This is a genomic window from Acinetobacter venetianus RAG-1 = CIP 110063 (genome assembly GCF_000368585.1).
GTDB classification, from domain to species: Bacteria; Pseudomonadota; Gammaproteobacteria; order Pseudomonadales; family Moraxellaceae; genus Acinetobacter; species Acinetobacter venetianus.
The window spans coordinates 1,715,162-1,736,172 of sequence record NZ_KB849558.1; the positions used below are offsets into that span (position 1 = coordinate 1,715,162).

General features: G+C 39.1%; 19 protein-coding genes, 2 tRNA genes and 1 other RNA gene. 9 read left to right on the forward strand and 13 right to left on the reverse strand.

Annotation, left to right across the window (positions count from 1 at the left end):
- Positions 1–240: 240 nt before the first annotated feature.
- From trxB to F959_RS13540, 4 genes are all read left to right on the forward strand, one after another.
- Positions 241–1,191 carry a thioredoxin-disulfide reductase gene (trxB, locus tag F959_RS13525; protein ID WP_004881084.1) on the forward strand — a complete coding sequence of 317 codons (951 nt, stop codon included), beginning with the start codon at positions 241–243 and terminating at the stop codon, positions 1,189–1,191.
- Positions 1,192–1,293: 102 nt separating this feature from the next.
- Entirely contained in the window at positions 1,294–2,850 is a 1,557-nt protein-coding gene (locus F959_RS13530; RefSeq protein ID WP_004881087.1) for a methyltransferase regulatory domain-containing protein, read from the forward strand.
- An 86-nt stretch (positions 2,851–2,936) separates the two neighbouring features.
- Positions 2,937–3,668, forward strand: coding sequence for a leucyl/phenylalanyl-tRNA--protein transferase (aat, locus tag F959_RS13535; protein ID WP_004881088.1), 732 nt, complete (start codon positions 2,937–2,939; stop codon positions 3,666–3,668).
- 28 nt (positions 3,669–3,696) lie between these two features.
- On the forward strand, positions 3,697–4,512 hold the full coding sequence (locus F959_RS13540; RefSeq protein WP_004881090.1) for an arginyltransferase: 816 nt from the start codon (positions 3,697–3,699) through the stop codon (positions 4,510–4,512).
- On the opposite strand, the gene rimI is transcribed toward F959_RS13540, so the two are convergent.
- From rimI to F959_RS13580, 8 genes are all read right to left on the reverse strand, one after another.
- The gene (gene rimI / locus F959_RS13545) at positions 4,498–4,959 is read right to left on the reverse strand and encodes a ribosomal protein S18-alanine N-acetyltransferase (protein ID WP_004881092.1); all 462 of its coding nucleotides are present in this window, start codon (positions 4,957–4,959) and stop codon (positions 4,498–4,500) included. The two genes, F959_RS13540 and rimI, sit on opposite strands and share 15 nt — an antisense overlap.
- A gap of 92 nt (positions 4,960–5,051) precedes the next feature.
- The gene (locus F959_RS13550) at positions 5,052–5,936 is read right to left on the reverse strand and encodes a metal-dependent hydrolase (protein ID WP_004881093.1); all 885 of its coding nucleotides are present in this window, start codon (positions 5,934–5,936) and stop codon (positions 5,052–5,054) included.
- A 213-nt stretch (positions 5,937–6,149) separates the two neighbouring features.
- Positions 6,150–7,031: a metal-dependent hydrolase gene (locus tag F959_RS13555; protein WP_004881095.1), complete on the reverse strand. Its 882-nt coding sequence runs from the start codon at positions 7,029–7,031 to the stop codon at positions 6,150–6,152.
- A gap of 201 nt (positions 7,032–7,232) precedes the next feature.
- Entirely contained in the window at positions 7,233–8,423 is a 1,191-nt protein-coding gene (gene tuf, locus F959_RS13560; protein ID WP_004876408.1) for an elongation factor Tu, read from the reverse strand.
- Between the two features lie 93 nt (positions 8,424–8,516).
- Entirely contained in the window at positions 8,517–10,655 is a 2,139-nt protein-coding gene (fusA, locus tag F959_RS13565; RefSeq protein WP_004881096.1) for an elongation factor G, read from the reverse strand.
- Between the two features lie 177 nt (positions 10,656–10,832).
- Positions 10,833–11,303, reverse strand: coding sequence for a 30S ribosomal protein S7 (gene rpsG, locus F959_RS13570; RefSeq protein WP_004638185.1), 471 nt, complete (start codon positions 11,301–11,303; stop codon positions 10,833–10,835).
- Positions 11,304–11,463: 160 nt separating this feature from the next.
- Positions 11,464–11,838 (reverse strand): 30S ribosomal protein S12, encoded by a 375-nt coding sequence (gene rpsL / locus F959_RS13575; RefSeq protein ID WP_004638184.1) that lies wholly within the window; start codon positions 11,836–11,838, stop codon positions 11,464–11,466.
- Positions 11,839–12,008: 170 nt separating this feature from the next.
- Positions 12,009–13,349 carry an EcsC family protein gene (locus tag F959_RS13580; protein WP_004881098.1) on the reverse strand — a complete coding sequence of 447 codons (1,341 nt, stop codon included), beginning with the start codon at positions 13,347–13,349 and terminating at the stop codon, positions 12,009–12,011.
- 290 nt (positions 13,350–13,639) lie between these two features.
- On the opposite strand from F959_RS13580, the gene F959_RS13585 reads away from it, so the two are divergent.
- The 3 genes from F959_RS13585 to F959_RS13595 all read left to right on the forward strand — a co-directional run bounded on the left by F959_RS13585 (position 13,640) and on the right by F959_RS13595 (position 16,093).
- On the forward strand, positions 13,640–14,869 hold the full coding sequence (locus F959_RS13585; protein WP_004881100.1) for a beta-ketoacyl synthase N-terminal-like domain-containing protein: 1,230 nt from the start codon (positions 13,640–13,642) through the stop codon (positions 14,867–14,869).
- Between the two features lie 18 nt (positions 14,870–14,887).
- The gene (locus tag F959_RS13590) at positions 14,888–15,340 is read left to right on the forward strand and encodes a CopD family protein (RefSeq protein ID WP_004881102.1); all 453 of its coding nucleotides are present in this window, start codon (positions 14,888–14,890) and stop codon (positions 15,338–15,340) included.
- A 228-nt stretch (positions 15,341–15,568) separates the two neighbouring features.
- Positions 15,569–16,093, forward strand: a complete 525-nt coding sequence (locus tag F959_RS13595; RefSeq protein WP_004881103.1) for a hypothetical protein — start codon at positions 15,569–15,571, stop codon at positions 16,091–16,093.
- 56 nt (positions 16,094–16,149) lie between these two features.
- On the opposite strand, the gene F959_RS16775 is transcribed toward F959_RS13595, so the two are convergent.
- Positions 16,150–16,311, reverse strand: a complete 162-nt coding sequence (locus F959_RS16775) for a hypothetical protein (protein WP_004881106.1) — start codon at positions 16,309–16,311, stop codon at positions 16,150–16,152.
- An 847-nt stretch (positions 16,312–17,158) separates the two neighbouring features.
- Here F959_RS16775 and F959_RS13600 point away from each other — a divergent pair.
- Together F959_RS13600 and F959_RS13605 are read left to right on the forward strand one after the other, a co-directional pair.
- Positions 17,159–18,784, forward strand: coding sequence for an NAD+ synthase (locus F959_RS13600; protein ID WP_004881112.1), 1,626 nt, complete (start codon positions 17,159–17,161; stop codon positions 18,782–18,784).
- A complete protein-coding gene (locus F959_RS13605; protein WP_004881114.1) occupies positions 18,777–19,808 on the forward strand; it encodes a hypothetical protein in 1,032 nt (343 codons plus the stop codon). Before F959_RS13600 ends, F959_RS13605 begins: the two co-directional genes overlap by 8 nt.
- Before the next feature lie 89 nt (positions 19,809–19,897).
- Here F959_RS13605 and F959_RS13610 read toward each other — a convergent pair.
- The 4 genes from F959_RS13610 to F959_RS13620 all read right to left on the reverse strand — a co-directional run bounded on the left by F959_RS13610 (position 19,898) and on the right by F959_RS13620 (position 21,010).
- Positions 19,898–19,974 (reverse strand) — tRNA-Met (locus F959_RS13610).
- A 251-nt stretch (positions 19,975–20,225) separates the two neighbouring features.
- Positions 20,226–20,302, reverse strand: a tRNA-Met gene (locus F959_RS13615).
- Between the two features lie 62 nt (positions 20,303–20,364).
- Positions 20,365–20,720: RNase P RNA component class A (gene rnpB / locus F959_RS16390), an RNA gene on the reverse strand.
- Between the two features lie 26 nt (positions 20,721–20,746).
- On the reverse strand, positions 20,747–21,010 hold the full coding sequence (locus F959_RS13620) for a YfhL family 4Fe-4S dicluster ferredoxin (protein ID WP_004881115.1): 264 nt from the start codon (positions 21,008–21,010) through the stop codon (positions 20,747–20,749).
- Position 21,011 lies beyond the last annotated feature (1 nt).

The window sequence follows — 21,011 nt, forward strand, 5'->3', positions numbered from 1 at the left end:
CCCAATTCGTTATTTGTTTGTCTATTTTTTAAGGTCTAAGCCACCTTAATCAATAAGTTTAATATTATGCACTCGTTCTTACAAAAAAGATGCACGATTGTTTACTGTTGTTGTTAACATCCAGCCTTGATATAGCCCAATTCGATTGAGTTAATCAATATTATCCTGATGGATTTAACCCACTCCCCTGTGGTTTCACGTATAATTTTACCAGTTTCAATATAAAAAGGATGTTCTTTAATGAGCGCTCGTCACTCACGGTTAATTATTTTGGGCTCTGGACCTGCAGGCTACAGCGCGGCGGTATATGCTGCTCGTGCAAATTTAAAGCCTACACTGATTGCAGGTTTACAACTTGGTGGTCAATTAACAACGACGACTGAAGTTGATAACTGGCCAGGCGACCCTGAAGGATTAACTGGTCCTGTGCTTATGGAACGTATGCAAGCTCATGCAGAACGTTTCGGTACAGAAATCGTTTACGATCATATCAATGAAGTAGACTTAAAAACTCGCCCATTTGTCTTAAAAGGTGATATGGAAGAGTACACATGTGATGCGTTGATTATTGCAACAGGTGCAACTGCACAATATTTAGGTCTTGAATCTGAAGCTGCCTTTATGGGTCAAGGTGTAAGTGCTTGTGCAACATGTGATGGTTTCTTCTACAAAAACCAAAATGTAATGGTTGTCGGTGGTGGTAACACGGCTGTTGAAGAAGCACTTTACCTTTCGAATATCGCTGCACATGTGACTTTAGTTCACCGTCGCGATACATTACGTTCTGAGAAAATCTTACAAGACCATCTCTTTGCTAAAGAGAAAGAAGGCAAGATCAGTATTATTTGGAATCATCAAGTTGATGAAGTTCTGGGTGATAAAACAGGTGTAACTTCTGTGCGCATCAAATCAACTCAAGATGCTAGTACACAAGATGTTCAGGTACAAGGTTTATTTGTTGCAATTGGCCATAAACCAAATACAAGTATGTTTGATGGTCAGCTGAACTTACGTGATGGATATATTCAAGTCCATAGCGGAACAGCGGGCAATGCTACAGCAGCTTCTATTGAAGGTGTATTTGCAGCAGGTGATGTTGCCGATAGCGTTTACCGCCAAGCGATCACATCAGCAGGTTCAGGCTGTATGGCAGCACTAGATGCTGAGAAATATCTTGATAATTTAAATTAATTATCTAAAAGTAAAAAAGCCACCATATCGGTGGCTTTTTTTATTAAATAAAGCATAATCAAAAAAATGACGTATTTTTAAACAAAAAATTGGAACACATAAATGACAACAACTTGGACCAATGGTTATCAAACTGAAGTTAATTATACCTACGGATATTATCGAGATCTCAGCCCCAATTTTCAAAAGTTCTGTTTATTACTCAATGGAATTGAAAGCCCAGATTTCCAAGAGAATCAAACACATTGTGAGTTAGGCTTTGGACAAGGAGTCAGTATTAATATTCATGCTGCTAGTAACATTGCAAACTTTTATGGTACGGACTTTAATCCAGCACATGCAGCACATGCCAATCAACTAGCGGAACAGAGCAAGACCGAACATTATTTTTATGATGATAGCTTTGAAGAACTGCTTAACCGACATGACTTACCTATGTTTGACTCAATCAGTTTGCATGGTATCTGGAGTTGGATTAGCTATGAAAACCAGCACATCATTTTGAAATTTATTCGTAAATTTCTAAAGCCGAACGGCATCGTTTATATCAGCTATAACTGCGTTACTGGATGGGCCGCGAATATGCCTATTCGAGAACTATTTCATAGCCATTTTAAATTTAATAGTAAAAGTACCAACCCTCTGCAAAAGGTCAATGAAGCACTTAATTTCAGCGAAAATCTATTACAGCAAAATCCTATTTTCGCCCAGCGCAATCCAAATGCCGTACAAAAAGTCGCAGATCTAAAACAACAAAATCCGAATTATCTTATCCATGAATATTTAAACCAAGATTGGCAATGCTTTTCTTTTCAGCAAGTGGTCAGGATTTTAGATGAAATCAAACTTTCTTATGCTGGTTCTACGGACTTGAATACGCATTTAGACAACATTAACCTTTCAGAGCAACATCAAGCATTCTTAAATGCAATTGAGCACCCTATTTTTAAAGAACAATGTCGTGATTACTTCGCCAATACTCAATTTCGCCGCGACCTGTTTATTCGAGGAAAAAACAACTTAACACCACTACAAGCCCAAGAAAAACTTCGTAACACTGCTTTTGTTTTATTAACAGCTAAAGAGCAACTTCCCACCAACATTAATGGTTTATTAGGAACCTTTAATTTAATCGAAGAAATTTATCTTCCTATAGGTGAAATGTTTGCTGAAAGAAACTATGAAGCAATTACGATTGCTGAACTAGAACAAGGCCTTAAGCAATTAAATTATGCTCAAATCTTAAATGCTCTCGTCATTCTCTGTCATTTAGGCTTAGCTCAACCTTGCCAAAACTTAGCACCTAATGATCAAGTTTTGCAGCGTTGCCATAAGCTAAACCATTATTTACTCAGTCAAGCAAGCTTCCATCAAAATTATGGTGCTCTCATTAGTCCATTAACGGGTATCGGTATTCCGACCGAACATTTCCATCAATTATTTTATCGTGCACATTTCATTGATGGGCTGAATACTGCTACAGATTTTGCTTATTACGTTCAAGATGTCATTCATCAACTTGGATGGTTGGTATTAGACAAAAAAGGAAATGCAGTCGCTGACAAAAATGAAAGCCTCACCATTATCCAAGAAAAGGCGCAATACTTTATAGACAGCAAGAAGTTGCACATCGCCAAACAACTTCGTCTATTTGAATAATTCGATGCTGAAATGGCGATCGAGGTTGATTGCCATTCTATGTTAGTTCAGTTAGCTTAGAATCAGTCCTATTGAATTTTCGCACTATGCAACAACTTCCTCCCTCACAATATATTTTTCCAGATCCTATTGAAGCAGATCCTGAAGGACATGGTTTTATTTGCATCGGTGCAGACCTCTCCCCTTCAACACTATTTGAAGCCTATACACATGGACTTTTTCCATGGTTTAACCAAGATGAACCGATTTGTTGGTGGAGCCCTGAACCACGCTGCATTATTGACCCTAAAGCTTATAAACCAAGCAAGTCTCTAATTCGTAACATGAAGAAATATGACTATCGCATTACGATTAATCATGCATTTGAGGATGTCATACGATCCTGTTCTTTGCCCCGTAGTTATGCAGATGAAACATGGATTAGTGAGGATATTATTGAAGGTTATACCGCCTTATTTGCAGCAGGCTATGCATATAGTGTCGAAGTCTGGCAGCAAGATAAACTGGTAGGTGGCCTATATGGTGTCACCATCGGCAAAGGCTGTTTTGGTGAATCCATGTTTAGCACCGAAACCGATGTCTCTAAAATGGCATTTTATACTCTAATGTTAATAGGCCAAGAAAATCAGCTCCCTTGGATCGACTGTCAATTAGTGAATGAGCATCTGATAAGCCTTGGTGCTAGTACACTTTCTCGCCAAGCCTACCTAAAATCGTTACAAGATGTAATTATTGCCCCCTCTATCAATTGGAAAAATTATCAAGAACGTGTATTTTCAAGTAAAACAATAGCACTTTGTGCAAAATTAAACGGTTAATGGATTAACGCCTTGGAGGGACAGATTAATGAAATCATACCAACCCAAGTCCCTTTTAAATGACTTACAGTATTATATTACGCCACCACATGACTGTAGCTATCTCGAAAACAAGTCTGCGCGAATGGTATTTTTAGACCCGATTCATCGCATTGATGTGGTGACATTATCTGAGCTATCGCGTGTTGGTTTCCGACGTAGTGGAGACTTTGTTTATCGCCCCGAATGTCATCTATGTCGTCAATGTTTATCGTGCCGAGTACCTGTACAAGAATTCCAGATGAATAGTAGCCAAAAAAAAGCTTGGCGACGTAATCAAGATTTAAAAATGAGTATCTTGCCAACATCAAAGGCTACTCAAGAACATTATGATTTGTATGAACGCTATATCAATGAACGCCATGCCGATGGTGATATGTATCCTGCAAGTCTCGACCAATTTGAGAAATTCTTAGTCCACAGTTGTACTGAAAGTTTCTTCATTGAACTTTGGGAAAATGAAAAATTAATTGCAGTTTCAACGTGTGATTTGATGGATGATGGGCTTTCAGCTGTTTATACTTTCTTTGATCCAGATGAACAACGTCGTTCTTTAGGTGTTTTTGCAATTCTCAAGCAAATTGAATATGTTAAAACGCTAAATCTAGAGTATTTATATCTGGGCTATTGGGTGCCACATTCATCCAAAATGAATTATAAATCGCAATATACGCCACTTGAGTTATTACTTGATGGACAATGGCGAAGACTCAATCGTCCACTTTCAGAAAAAGAAATCCATCAACTCGGAAACTCTTTGATGAGCACATTGCCCTCTGAGTGGAATAATTTAATTATTAAATAACGCTGCAAAATCATCAGTGCATGTTTTGACCATAATCACAGCATGCTCTTTTGTGCCATCTGAGTTTGGATAATAGTTTTTGCGTAAATCAATTTGATGAAATCCTGCTTTTTCGTATAAATGAATCGCAGCAATATTACTTTCGCGTACTTCTAAAAAAATTTGAATCGGATTATTTTTTAATTGTTGAATTGAATAATCCAGTAATTCATAACCCAAACCCTTTCCTTGCTGATTAGGATGAATCGCCATCAATAATAGATTTGCTTCATCAAGCACAGGCTGCAAAATACAAAACCCGACAACCTGATGATTATACTCATACACAGTGCATTGATAAGATTCTAAAGATTCTTGAAACTGTTGTTTAGACCAAGGATGCGTTTGCACAAGACGCTCAATTGCCGCCACACTATCTAAATCTTTTTCCAGCATCAATCGAATCACAATATCGCACCTATAAATGATTGATGCAGATTATCTGCAATTTAAAGCAAAATGAGAACAAAAAAATGGGCAACTTTCATTGCCCACCTGTATTAATTTGCATTAAAACCCAGTTCAGCACGCCACTTATTCAAAAGTGCTGTAGTGTCATCATCATTTGGATGAAACTTCGGCCTCAAAAATGAAAGTAATGTTGGGATTTGACGTGTCATAAAGCCTTTATAACCATACATAAAATTAATCATATACTTCGTGTCACGCCATGTAAGTTTGCCATCAGTTTGCAATAATTTCGCAGTGAAGTACGACTGAGTAATAAAGATTAAACCCATTGCAATGACAAGTGCCAATGACCGCATGAAATAAGCTTTCGCTCCTTGTCCATACATGGCTTCGTACACATCAAAAGCGACTGCTTTATGCTCATTTTCCTCAACTGCATGCCACATCCATAAGTGATACATGGTTTCATCCATGAACATCGACTGAATATCTGGATTACTCAGTAATTCCTCGGCAATCGTAGAAGTAAAATGTTCTAGTGCACATGTGCCAGTTAAACCAATCATCTCTTTGGTAAAGCCAAATGGTTTTAAAAGCTTAGAGGTAATACCCACAGCACGATTAATTAGTCGTCCTGTCTGATCTTCCATTTTGCGCACACCATATCCATAAGCTTCAGCTGAGGCATTAAACGCCAAATGCTCTTTTGAATGCATTGCTTCTTGACCAATAAAGGCGCTGATTTCTCTTTGTAATCTTGGATCGGCAAGTTTTGGATCATTTCGCACAGCTCTCGTACTATTTACGAAGAATTGTTCCCCTTCAGGAAATAATGCTGACAAAGCGGTCATAAAATGCGTTAAAGCAGCATCACCATTTGCCCAGTAGCGAGGTACTTCACCAAACTCAAAATCCATTCGTCGTACAGGGAAACTAGCACCAGCTCGGTTTGAAATATTGACTTTAGCATTCATACCTTCTTCTCCTTAAAGATACTTATTTATTTTAAAAATTCATCTATCTTCTATTTATACGCCCTTTTGCATGCGTGAAATAAGTGCAAATAAGGTCATAAAAGCATCATCTTAGGACATCTAATTATTGTAAAAAGCGTTGTTTTAAAGCATAAAAAAAGGAGCACATGCTTGCTCCTTTTTTAACAATTAGTTTTTAAACGCGTTCACAACTTAAAAACCAAGTTTAGCTTTCCAGTCTTTTAATAGTTGAACTGTATCTAAATCATTTGGATGAAAGCGCGGTTTAAAATATGCCAACATTTCACCTGCCATACCTGTAATGATCCCTTTAGAAGGACTATAACCATATTTATAGATCATCCCTAGCTCTTTTAGATTTAGCTTTTTATCTTGTTGTAACAAGCGCAAAGTAAAATAAGATTGTAGGATAAAAATTAGAGCCATCGCGAATATAAGTGCAGTCGTTCTTAAGCTATATGCCTTAAGCCCAGTTCCAAATACGCCCTCGTATACATCATAAGCAACTGCTTTATGCTCATTTTCTTCAACCGCATGCCAGAACCACATATACGACATCGTATCATCTGTCATTAAATCTTGGATATGCTTATTGCGCAATAATTCTGAGGCAATCGTCGCAGTAAAATGCTCTAATGCTGTCGTTGCTGTTAGATCGACCATTTCACGCGTCATACCAAAAGGTTTTACGATTTTTGAAAAATTATTTAATGCAAATTGAATATAGCGTCCCGTAATCTGTTCCAAAGAACGTACATCATGACCATATTTTTGCGCAGAAGCATTGAAATTTACATGCTCTTGGGTGTGCATTGCTTCTTGACCAATAAATGCACTAATTTCTTTTTGTAGTTCTTCATTGTCTTTAATTGCTGGGTAATAACGTACTGCACGTACAGCATCGATAAATAATTTTTCACCGTCAGGGAATAATGCTGACAATGCTGTCATAAAGTGTGTAAGACCAGCTGAACCATCCATCCAGTACTCTGGTACTTGATCGAAATCAAAGTTCATACGACGTACTGGAAAACTCGCACCTGCACGATTTGAAATATTTACTTTAGCATTCATGCTGCCCACTCCTTCTGTGGAATCTCTCCACTTAGATACTTTTGTTCATTTTCTTAAGTTTTATATTACGGTTTTATGCGTATCAATTAAGTGCAGTTTAGGACAGCTAAGTATCAGTTTAGGACACTCTTACAGACAAATTGTCAAACAATCGATATAAAAAAACACCCCGATGGGGTGTTTTTTTATTACCTTAGAGGCTTATGCAGTTACTTTAGCAACAACACCAGCACCTACAGTACGACCACCTTCACGGATCGCAAAACGTAGACCTGGGTCCATTGCGATTGGGTGGATTAATTCTACTGACATTTCAACGTTGTCACCTGGCATTACCATTTCAACGCCGTCTTGTAACTTGATTGCGCCAGTTACGTCAGTTGTACGGAAGTAGAACTGTGGACGGTAACCGTTAAGGAATGGAGTATGACGACCACCTTCTTCTTTAGAAAGTACATATACTTCTGCGTCGAATTTAGTGTGTGGCTTGATTGAACCTGGTTTAGCAAGTACTTGACCACGTTGTACGTCTTCACGCTTAGTACCACGTAGAAGAACACCACAGTTCTCGCCCGCACGACCTTCGTCAAGAAGTTTACGGAACATTTCTACGCCAGTTACAGTTGTTTTAACTGTATCTTTGATACCAACGATTTCAACTTCTTCGCCTACTTTAACGATACCAGACTCTACACGGCCTGTTACTACAGTACCACGACCAGAGATTGAGAATACGTCTTCGATTGGCATTAAGAATGCTTTGTCGATAGCACGTTCTGGTTCTGGGATGTAAGAGTCAAGCGCTTCAACAAGAGCAAGAACTGAAGACTCACCATACTGACCAGCGTCGCCATTAAGCGCAGCAAGAGCAGAACCACGGATAACTGGAGTGTCATCACCTGGGAAGTCGTAAGTAGAAAGAAGTTCACGAACTTCCATTTCTACTAATTCAAGTAATTCTTCATCATCAACAAGGTCACACTTGTTAAGGAATACAAGAATGTAAGGTACACCAACCTGACGAGAAAGAAGGATGTGTTCACGAGTTTGTGGCATTGGACCATCAGTCGCAGCACATACTAGGATCGCGCCGTCCATCTGAGCAGCACCAGTAATCATGTTTTTAACATAATCGGCGTGGCCCGGGCAGTCTACGTGAGCGTAGTGACGAGTTGGAGAATCGTATTCTACGTGTGAAGTATTAATTGTAATACCACGTGCTTTTTCTTCTGGTGCAGAGTCGATAGCTGCGTAATCTTTAGCTTCACCGCCGTAAGTTTTTGCACAGATAGTTGCAATCGCAGCAGTTAAAGTTGTTTTACCATGGTCAACGTGACCAATTGTACCCACGTTTACGTGTGGTTTATTACGTTCAAACTTGGCTTTAGCCATGATGATCTTCCTTTATAAACTGCTCATGAGGGTCGCCCATGAGCACTTGGTTTTTTAACTAAATTTTAGTTGGGTAATATAGTAATCGAAAGATTACTCGTCGTCACCTTTTTTACCGCCAGCTTGGAACTTAGCGATGATGCCTTCAGCCACGTTACGTGGAGTTTCAGCGTATTTAGCGAATTCCATAGAATAAGTCGCACGACCTTGAGACATAGAACGCATTTGAGTTGCGTAACCAAACATCTCAGCAAGTGGTACTTCAGCTTTAATTGCTTTCGTTCCACCAGGAAGATCGTCCATACCTTGAACCATACCACGACGACGGTTTAAGTCACCCATGATATCGCCCATATAGTCTTCTGGAGTTTCCACTTCAACTTTCATGATTGGTTCTAGAAGGATAGGATCAGCTTTCATGAAACCGTCACGGAAAGCGTATGAACCAGCCATTTTGAACGACAATTCATCAGAGTCGACATCATGGTAAGAACCATCGAATAATGTCGCTTTGATACCCACAACAGGGTAACCAGCCAATACACCATTCTTCATACGTTCTTGAATACCTTTGTCAACTGCGCCAAAGAATTCTTTTGGTACTACACCACCAACAACTTCTTCAACGAATTGGTATTCTTTACCAGCTTCTTCAACATCAAGCGGTTCAAGACGTACATATACGTGACCAAACTTACCTTTACCACCAGTTTGACGTACGAACTTACCTTCTTGCTCAACAGATTTTTTGATCGTCTCACGGTAAGCAACCATTGGTTTACCAATGTTCGCTTCAACACCGAATTCACGCTTCATACGGTCAACGATAATGTCAAGGTGAAGTTCACCCATACCAGCAATAATCGTTTGACCAGATTCTTCATCTGTACGAACGCGGAACGATGGATCTTCTTTCGCCAAACGACCTAAAGCAATTGACATTTTTTCTTGGTCAGCTTTAGTTTTTGGTTCAACAGCCAATGAAATTACTGGCTCTGGGAATTCCATACGTTCAAGTGTAATGATGTTTTTCTCATCACATAATGTATCACCAGTAGTAACGTCTTTAAGACCTACACACGCTGCAATATCACCTGCACGGATTTCATCAAGATCTTGACGTTCGTTCGCATGCATTTGCACGATACGACCGATACGCTCACGCTTAGATTTAACTGGGTTATAAACTGGATCACCTTGTTTAAGAACACCAGAGTAAACACGTACGAATGTTAAGTTACCTACGAATTTGTCGTTCATAATTTTGAACGCAAGCGCAGAGAACGGAGCTTCGTCAGATGCTTCACGAGACGCTTTAGTTTCGTCTTTGTCGTCAAGGATACCTTCGATTGCTTTAACTTCTGTAGGTGATGGTAAGAATTCAATTACAGCATCCAACATACGTTGAACACCTTTGTTTTTGAACGCAGAACCACAAAGCATTACTTGAATTTCAGATGCTAATGTACGAGCACGTAAACCAGCAATGATCTCTTCTTTAGAAAGATCACCTTCTTCAAGGTACTTGTCCATCAACTCTTCTGAAGCTTCAGCAGCAGCTTCAACCATCTTAGTACGCCATTCGTTAGCCGTATCAACGAGGTCAGCTGGAATATCGCCGTATTCAAACTTCATACCTTGAGATGCTTCATCCCAGATAATCGCTTTCATCTCGATAAGGTCAACAACACCTGCAAACGTATCTTCTGCACCAATTGGCACAACGATAGGAACAGGGTTACCACCTAAACGAGTTTTAACTTGTTCAACAGCACGGAAGAAGTTTGCACCTGTACGGTCCATCTTGTTCACGAATGCTAAACGAGGCACTTTATATTTGTTCGCTTGACGCCATACAGTTTCAGACTGAGGCTGTACACCACCAACTGCACAGTAAACCATGCACGCACCGTCAAGAACACGCATTGAACGTTCAACTTCGATTGTGAAGTCAACGTGTCCCGGTGTATCAATTACGTTGATACGATGTTGTTGGAATTGGTTAGCCATACCAGACCAGAAACAAGTTGTCGCAGCAGAGGTAATTGTAATACCACGCTCTTGTTCTTGTTCCATCCAGTCCATTGTTGCTGCACCGTCGTGTACTTCACCAATTTTGTGAGATACACCTGTGTAGAACAAGATACGTTCAGTTGTAGTTGTTTTACCTGCGTCAATGTGCGCAGAAATACCGATGTTACGGTAACGAGTAATAGGGGTTTGGCGAGCCATGATGTCTACATTCCTAAATGTTATATTTAAAACAGGACGCACCAATTAAATTGATGCGCACGAATATCCAAGCTGGCAACTTAAATACCCGCAAAGCTCCCACTTTGATAAAGAGCGATGTTGAATCGAGCTGCTGTACGCATGAATATTCTCCTGATTAGGGACTGTTTTATCCGCTTAGAAACGGTAGTGAGAGAAGGCTTTATTGGCTTCAGCCATACGATGCACGTCTTCACGTTTTTTGATCGCTGCACCTTTACCTTCAGCTGCATCAAGCAACTCACCAGCAAGACGTAAAGCCATCGTTTTTTCAGAACGCTTAGCAGCAGCATCTACTAACCAACGCATAGCTAAAGCAGTACGACGGGATGGGCGTACTTCCATAGGTACTTGATAAGTAGCACCACCAACACGGCGTGCTTTTACTTCAACCATAGGACGAACTTTTTCAAGAGTAGTCTCGAAAAATTCAACTGGGTCTACTTTGTTTTTTTCTTGAACACGTTCTAAAGCACCGTAAACGATACCTTCAGCAACAGATTTTTTACCATCTTGCATTACGTGGTTCATGAATTTAGCGATTGTTTGACTGCTAAATTTTGGATCTGGAAGGATCTCACGAGCAGCGACTACGCGACGTCTTGGCATTTTAATACACCTAATAATATGACACTTCAGGATGATCCAGCAGTTGTACTAAGTGTCATGTACATGACGCTGGCCTTACTATACGTCGCTTGAATTACAAATCTATGAAGAATTCAAACAAGCGAAACGCTAAAGGGTTGCTTGGGCTAGTTTCCTAGAATTACTTCTTAGGACGTTTAGCACCGTATTTAGAACGTGACTGGTTACGATCTTTCACGCCAGCACAGTCTAAAGAACCACGAACGGTATGGTAACGTACACCTGGTAAGTCTTTAACACGACCACCACGGATAAGAACAACACTGTGCTCTTGTAAGTTATGACCTTCACCACCGATGTAGCTAGATACTTCAAAACCTGAAGTTAAGCGAACACGGCAAACTTTACGCATTGCTGAGTTAGGTTTTTTAGGTGTAGTCGTATATACACGTGTACATACACCACGACGTTGTGGACAAGCCTTCAACGCAGGAACTTTTGATTTTTCAATCAAAGTTGTACGACCCTTACGGATCAACTGATTTGTTGTTGCCATTTGGCAATTCTCCCGTTATTAAACAACCTCAAAAAGAAAAACACCTCTTTTCAAGGGCACATAATTGTAAGTCAAGAAGTAAAAATGGTCAACATTGCGATGCATAGCAAATGCTGACCATTCCTAGAGTTTTGTTAATTTTCAATATGTATTACACATCCTGAAATAAATTAGCTGTGTTTGTTCGACGCTGGCTCAATATCTATCGTCTTTTGTTCAGTGACAAGTTCTGCTTTTTCAGTAAAAACTTGTTGCTCTTCTGCATCGCTTAAAGCAGGCTGCTGTTTCGTATGTTCATGTTCAACCACATGCTTTTCAGCGAGTTGTTCAATCCCTAACTCTACCTCATCAAGCTTAGATTCATTAGTCTCAGCCTGTTTTTTCGCCTGAACCTCTACCTGAGTGATCACTTCATTCTGAGCGTTACTTTGCGATGCATTGTTTACATTCTCCGCATTTAAAAGTCTTGGACTTGCTTTTTTCAATAAAGCTTCAGCCTTTAAATAAGCCTCTAATGGAGAAATATTTTCATCTGGATGCTCATTTAAATAGAAACGTGCAGCACCAAAAATAGACTGCGATTTATGTCCAACATCTTCTAGAAGCTTCCAACTATAAAAACCACCTAAGGCAGCTCCTGCAACTGGTGTTAACCGGCCTATAACAGAAACTTGTGGAATATGATTGAGCCACCCCCACTTAAACTGCCCTTCTTCATCGACCAGCCATTTCTTAATAAGTTCAATATCATTATTTGAACCCAATAATTGCTGAAATTGCTGTAAGTCATGTGTTTCTAACATTGATTTTAATGCTTTCAGTGCGAGTAATAATGTTTGCTTTTCAGCAACAAGACCCAAATCAATTTCTTTAAAAATAAAAGCAACAATCTCTTGGTCTGCATCTTCTGACAAGTCAAAGCCATGAGAGCGCCCCGTTTGGTAGATTGTTCTCAGCGCTAAAACGATAGATGCAGGAATATCAACAGCAGCACCCCATACACCTGTTGCACCTGTTATTAAACCTTGAGCAGCAGCTAATAATTTATTTTGTTCAATCAATGCTTGACTTAAACGTTGTGAGCGACCTGTGTCACGCGTCAACTCAGCAATGTCTTTTACTCCAGCTTCTTCAAGAATTTTCTCAGTTAAAGAGCTGTTTGAACTGAACTCGTTTAACCATTGAAATAAATAGTCAGAAACTTTTTCACCAAGATCTGGTGAAACAAAGGTCGCTACATTATTTACTCGACCGTAATGACGACCAAGTAATTGATGGGACAATTTAGGTAACTGTTGACGAAGCATATGTTGTGGACTTTCATAACTCTCCACCTCAAATGGGCTTTTAAAACGAGCTTTTCCCTCAACAATCTGTGATGCATTCGCAAGTTCAGCACCAGATGTGGTTGGAGCTACTTGAAGTTTTTGTAATTCGGAACTGAGCTTTTTAGCCACTCCAAAGGCTTGTGCAAATAAACCTGAAGTTTGCTTGTTTTTAGATTTTGCCATCAAGAACCTCTGCTCTGTAATCTGTGCATTTCTAGGTAAATACTAGGTTGAATGCAGATTTATCTCAACTTTTATCTGTATTCTTTCATTACGTTTCGTCACAACATCACTTATGTTTACCAATATTTACACAACTGGAAATAGGCATAAAATTTGCCATAAGAAATAAAAAACCTTTCTGCTATCATGGTGTCATTCACTCAAAAGCCATTTTAATCGTTATATTCTCCTGAGTTGTATTCATAGCGATAACTACAAAGGCTTCGTATTACCATAAAAGGGAACTGTAAATGAAACGTGTTGTAATCACTGGTATGGGCATTAACTCATGTATCGGTAACTCTTTAGAAGAGGTTACTCATTCTCTAAAAAATGGAATCTCTGGAACACGTTTTAACCCAACTTATGCAGAACTTAACTTCAAAAGCCATGTAAGTGCTGCAGCAGTACAAGACTTTGACGGTATTGATCGTAAACTTAAGCGCTTTATGGGCGTATGCGCGATGTATGCATATAATGCAGCTATCGCAGCAGTGGAAAACGCAGGTCTTAAACAAGAAGATTTAGCCCATAATCCACGTTATGGTATTGCTGGCGGTTCTGGTGGTAACTCAACTGCATCAGTGACTGAAATGGTAAAGCTTCTTGAGGAAAAAGGCGCACGTAAAGTCGGTCCTTTCTTCGTTCCACGTAATATGAGTAATACGATTACTGCAAACGTTGGCGTCGCTTTAAAACTTCAAGGGATCGCGCACTCTATTACCAGTGCATGCGCAACTTCAGCAGATGCTATTGGATACGCTTTTAACCTCATTCAACTTGGTAAGCAAGATTTAATGCTTGCAGGTGGTGGTGAAGAAGACCATTGGTCTCAAAGCTTACTATTTGATGCGATGGGTGCTTTATGTTCTAAATATAATGACTCTCCTGAAACCGCATCTCGCCCATACTCAGCAGACCGTGATGGATTTGTCATCGCAGGCGGCGGTGGTTTTGTGGTTTTAGAATCACTAGAACATGCTCAAGCACGTGGTGCAAATATCTTAGCTGAAGTCGTTGCTTATGCTGCGAATAGTGATGGTGCCGATATGGTTGCACCATCAGGTGAAGGTGCTACACGTTGTATCCTTATGGCATTAGACGAAGCGAAACAACATGGTGTAGAAAAAGTTGATTATGTAAATACGCATGGTACATCTACCCCTGCTGGCGATGTAACTGAATTAAAAGCAATGGAGCGCGCATTTGGTGAAGGCAAAGTTCCTGCATTAAGTTCAACAAAATCAATGACAGGTCATAGCTTAGGTGCAGCAGGCGTTCAAGAAGCGATTTATTCTGTATTAATGATGCAAAATGACTTTATCGCTCCAAACATCAATGTGACTGAACTTGATGAAGGTGCTCAAGGTTTCGATATTGTACTTGAAAAACGTGATGCAAAACTGAATACTGTGATGAGTAACAGTTTTGGCTTTGGCGGTGTTAACGCTTGCCTTATTTTCAAGAAGTGGGATGCATAATCCCACCTAGGATTATCGATGGATGCACCTTCTGATGCTTTCTTGTGGGTAAAAGCATTACATATTATTGCCGTGGTTTGTTGGTTCGCTGCGTTGTTCTACTTACCACGTCTTTTTGTTTACCACGCCATGAGTGAAGATGCTCTAAGCCATCAACGCTTTGAAGTGATGGAACGCAAGTTATATCGAGGGATTATGTGGCCATCCATGATTGCCACATTAATTACTGCTCACTTTCTAGTTGATTGGGGTGATGCAACTCGACATTACCACGATGCATTATGGTTTTATCTCAAAGTAGGCTTGGTTGGCTTACTAGTGATCTACCATTTAGTATGTGGTTATTACCGTAAAAAGCTGATTGGTAATGCTCACTACAAATCACATAAGTTTTGGCGCTTCTTTAATGAAATGCCAACACTGATCCTATTTGCAGTGGTCATTCTTGTGGTCGTAAAACCTCAGTTTTAAATGAGCGAATCTTCTCGGATGCTGTACTTTGCTTATATGCTTGTACAGCATTTTTCGTATTCATACTAAATATTACAAATAATTAATACACTCTTAGCTCAAACTAGGCCATTTTCTTGTTTTCAAATATCCAAAAACCATTAAATTGCCGAAATACCAAAAAACAACTATCTAACAAATATTCTATTTTAGAATAGATATTTAAGTTTTTTCATATATCAAATTCTGATGATCAAACCATCTCAGCACTATTTAAACAGATTAAATGCTCGATTCATTTCCAGCTTAATCATTTATCTGAAAATAGATCAATTTCAATATCGTCAATTGACTACAGGTGAAATCGAAATGGCACATTCAGTCTTTGGTCATTTAATTAACTACAAAGAAGTCAAAATTTTTAACATCCCGTACCTACCTTGGCAACCAGAAAACATTTTTATTGCCCCAAATGGAAATCTATTTGTTCATCCCAAGTATTTCCGTTCTGACTACTCAAGTTGCTCAACCAACTTACAAGGAATTTTTATTCATGAAATGGCACATATCTTACAGTTTCAGCAACAGACGAATGTCATTCTAAAGGGTGCAATCTTACAATTAGGCTATTATTTGAGTTTTAAAAAATACAATCCCTACCATTATCATTTTATTCAAGGAAAAGCTTTCTCAGACTACAATATTGAACAACAAGGAGACGTTGCCCGAGACATTTTTTTAAATAAGATTCCAAACATTATTCTTGGGAAATAAAAAAGCTCTATAAATTTAATTTACAGAGCTTTTAAGTAAAAGAACTACAACATGTATTACATAGCAGTACTTTTTTGAGTTTCAGAGTTGAGTTCATGACTATCATCCATTTCAGTCGTAAAATCTACACGCATTGCATCCATAACGATTGTGCTCATACGTCCCGCACCAATTGCTAATCCTAAAGCAATTACAAAATACACAAGCATCAAAGTCATATCATCAACCTCTCTTCAAAATACTTATTGAGTGAATAAAACTTAGTTCTCATTCTCACGAAGCATTACTGTACCTACACGACCAACAGTAATGGCTAAGCCAGATGCAACAGCTAATATTAATAAAATAGACATATATTTCACCTCACTTGTAACTGGATAGTAGATGTGATCTGCTAGCTTAAGCTTGCTGATCGCCATCATTTAAAATAATCGTGCCCACACGACCAACAACTACAGCTAAACCAAATGCGATAACTGGAAATAATACAACTGACATAGTGAATACCTCTTTGTTTTTCTGAGCATGTATCGCTACATACTTAATTTAAATCACAGTGTACATATGTTCACATTGATTAGGATAATAGCAGTGCACAAATGTACACTCAAGTGTAGCAAATAGATTCCCGACGAACGGTCAAAAAAGGTACAACTCAATAAAATTATATATTTGAATCATTTATATTTTAGAGAAACTCTAAATTTTCGCATTTTTTTCAAATCAAGATAGAAATCATACGAAAGAATGATTTCTATGATGTCATTTAGCTGTCATTTCTATATGCGAAATTGACATGAAAAAAATCTTTTTATAGCTATATTAAATTTCTTCACAATCATGCACCATAACAACGCAAACATTGAGAAATGTTGCTGTTTTATACAGAAAAACTTGTTATTTTTACGCAGAAAAATGTGCATTTAGTATATATTAGTAAACTTGTCATTTTTCTTTAAGATATAGAATGTTTGACACCATGATATACAAGCGTTTTTAAAACTATACCTATATAAATCAAAACCTTGTATATCAGCACCAGTTAAAACTCAGGATTAGGTTTGAATGAAAAATTTTAAAGTTGCCCTTGCTCAGTTCTCTCCGCATATTGGCAATATTGACGCAAATACTCAAAAGATGGTTGAACAAGCAAATCTAGCGAAACAACAAAAGGCTGATTTGGTCATCTTCCCTGAACTTTCTACCATCGGTTACCCAGCAGAAGATTTATTACTCCGCCCTAATTTACAAAAACGCACCCAAAAAGCGTTCGCCCAATTAAGTGAAGTAAAAGATATTTTAATGGTGTTTGGTTTTGTACACCAAACTGAAGATGGTCATCGCTACAACTCTGCTGCCGTCATGAAAGATGGACAAGTTTTAGGTATTTACAATAAACACAACTTGCCAAACTATAGCGTTTTTGATGAAAAACGTTATTTCCAAGATGGTCATCAGCATTTAATTTTTGAGTATCTTGGACATAAATTTGGCGTACTTATTTGCGAAGATGTGTGGTCACTTAATACAGTTAAACAATTAAGCCAGCTGAACGTAGAAACCGTATTAGTTTTAAATGCATCACCATATGAAGTTGGTAAGCCACAACATCGAGTTCAAACATTAAATGAGCTTGCTAAACAATTAAGTCTTAATGTTATTTACGTTAACCAAGTTGGCGGACAAGATGACTTGATTTTTGATGGATCGAGTTTTGTTTGCAATAACAATGGTCAAGCAGCTTTACAAGCACCAAGCTTTAAAGAAGACCTTTATATTGCAGAGTACGATGCAGAACAAAAACAATTTAAAACGTCTGACACAGCCCCTGCTTTAGAAACTTTCGCTGAAATTTATCAAGCACTAGTTCTAGCGACTCGTGATTATGTTCAACGCTCTGGATTTCCAGGGGTAATCTTAGGTCTATCTGGCGGTATTGACTCAGCATTAACGCTTGCAATTGCAGTCGATGCGATTGGCGCGGATAAAGTTCAGGCTGTGATGATGCCGTACACTTACACATCACAAATGAGTGTCGAAGATGCAACTGAACAGGCACGTCGCATGGGTGTGACGTTTGGCATCGCCGAAATTCATCCGATTGTAAATAGCTTCATGCAAACACTTTATCCATTCTTTGGAAATAGCCCAGCTGATGCAACAGAAGAAAACTTACAAGCCCGTACACGCGGCACATTACTGATGGGATTATCAAATAAATTCGGTAATCTTGTGCTCTCTACAGGAAACAAATCTGAAATTTCAGTTGGTTACTGTACTTTATATGGCGATATGGTTGGTGGTTTCTCTGTATTAAAAGATGTCTACAAAACTATCGTGTTTGAATTAGCGAAATATCGCAACACTTTAGACGAAACTCCTGTTATTCCTGAGCGTGTGATTACTCGCCCACCTTCAGCGGAATTACGTCCAGATCAAAAAGACCAAGACTCTTTACCTGCATATGACGTATTAGACGCAATCTTATATGCATATATTGAAGAAGACCTGAGTCAAGCAGACATTATTGCTAAAGGCTACGAAGCGGCAGTCGTAGAGAAAGTGATTCGTTTGGTTGATCGCAATGAATACAAGCGTCGTCAGGGCGCAATTGGGCCACGCATTAGTTCGCGTGCGTTCAGTCGTGAACGACGCTACCCTATCGTCAATGGATGGACAGCGAATGACTGAAAAAATTGTTTCTGAAAAGTCACAATTACTTGCTCAAGCACTTATGCTTGAGCAAGTTGCATTTTATAAAAAACAACTTACAACTGAACTTTCCGCTGAATTTTTTCAGCAGTTCATTCAACTTTTTTTGCAGCACGCACCCAATATTCAACTGAATGAAGTTGTCGAACTCGAACAAATTCAAGCAGTCGTCAAACGCTATGCATTTGAAATGCAGTTGGGTGCAGGGCTATTAGAATTTATTGGTGAAATCGCTCAACGATTGCATGTTTTTTCTTTACAGTCATCAGCAGAGTTACAAGACTTATTTTCAGACCAACAGTTTGAAATGTGGTTATCGAAGTTTCTAGAACTAGAAAATATTCGCCACTATTTGAATCACTTCTTGAGAGAAAGCCCATCTATTCAGCAGTTGTGCCAATATATTGCAACAACAACATTACAGAATAAATTACCAAAATTATTCTCGCAATCTGATGAAGACAGAGTTTCTTCTAGTAAATATGAATGGCAACAGAAACTAAAAACATTCTCTCATCGCCAACAACAACGTATCGAACAAAAAATTGAAGATAGTATTGCTCGCTTCATTCAAGAGCAGCTCGTAGATCTCAGCTTACTTTCGAATGATGATTTAGAGACACTTGCTCGAAATGTTTGGGATGATAATAAATCGAAACCACTCTCTGAATACACCAAGCAAGTAACCCCGCTTGATGTTGAAGAATTTTTCGTGATGATCTACGAATACTGGAAAGAACTACGCGAATCTTCTTATATTCAGGACTTAATTTTATACGGCGTTAAAGTCTTTTATGATTTCTACAAAGATGAAAGCTTAGCAGATGTTTTTGCTGCAATTGGACTAGAAGAAAGTGATCTTCAAAATGAGGCTGTTCGGTTCTACCCTAAAGTGGTAGTCGCTTTAGATGAACATGAAGTATTAGAGCCCATCATCACGTTAATTTTAAAGCCGTTCTATGAAAACAGCCAAACGTTAGCGACGATAGAAAAACATTTATAAAATCTGTTCTTAAGCCAAAGTAACCTTTGGCTTATTTTTTATAAGAATTATAGATAAAAAGAAACCACGCAGGAGCGTGGTTTTTAAAATGGTGGCTATGACGAGACTTGAACTTGTGACCCCCGCATTATGAGTGCGGTGCTCTAACCAACTGAGCTACATAGCCGTAAACTGTGCGCGCATTATGTAGTGTTCCACCCTACAGGTCAAGCCTATGACATTGAAAATATAGGACATATGAACAGTTTTTATTCTTTTAAATTGCATTTGATCATTTTTCAACTAATTTACAGCTAAATTAAAAATTTAATGAAAATGTCAAAATGATTTGTTAAAAATTCAATCAGAAAAATAAAAAAAGTTGTTTTTAAAAAACCGCAGATAAAAAGAGACCACGCAGGAGCGTGGTCTATAAAATGGTGGCTATGACGAGACTTGAACTTGTGACCCCCGCATTATGAGTGCGGTGCTCTAACCAACTGAGCTACATAGCCGAAAACTGTGGGCGCATTATCTTAACTTTCGCTACACACGTCAAGCACAATTTTCAAAAAATCTTAGAAGTGAGCCTATAAGCCGGGTTCTGTCGAGGACGATCATTCCTCTAGGCGTACAATCACTCATACGCTCAAGCGACCTACCCGAATCCAGCACGGGCCGTGCCTCAGGATTCCTATTTGGTCTTGCTTCTGGTGGGGTTTACCTTGCCGTGAACTGTTACCAGACACGCGGTGCGCTCTTACCGCACCCTTTCACCCTTACCTCACGAATGAGGCGGTCTACTCTCTGCTGCACTTGCCGTCGGCTTTCGCCGCCCAGGCGTTACCTGGCACCTTGCCCTATGAAGCCCGGACTTTCCTCCCCTGCTTCAGTCACGGAGACCTCCACAGCAGCGACCGTCCAGCCCACTTCGAGGCGCATCTTATCAAAAATTAAAATTAATTGCTCGCATTTTTTTGTGCCGTGAGCTTTTTATACTTTGCCATCAATTCATCTTGTGATTCCACATGCTGAGGATCAAGAGGAATACAATCTACCGGGCAAAACAACTGACACTGAGGCTGATCATGATGTCCTACGCACTCTGTACAAAGCGCAGGATTTATTTCATAGATCAGCTCCCCCATATAAATAGCTTCATTAGGGCACACAGGCTCACAGACATCACAGTTAATGCATTCATCTGTAATATATAATGACACT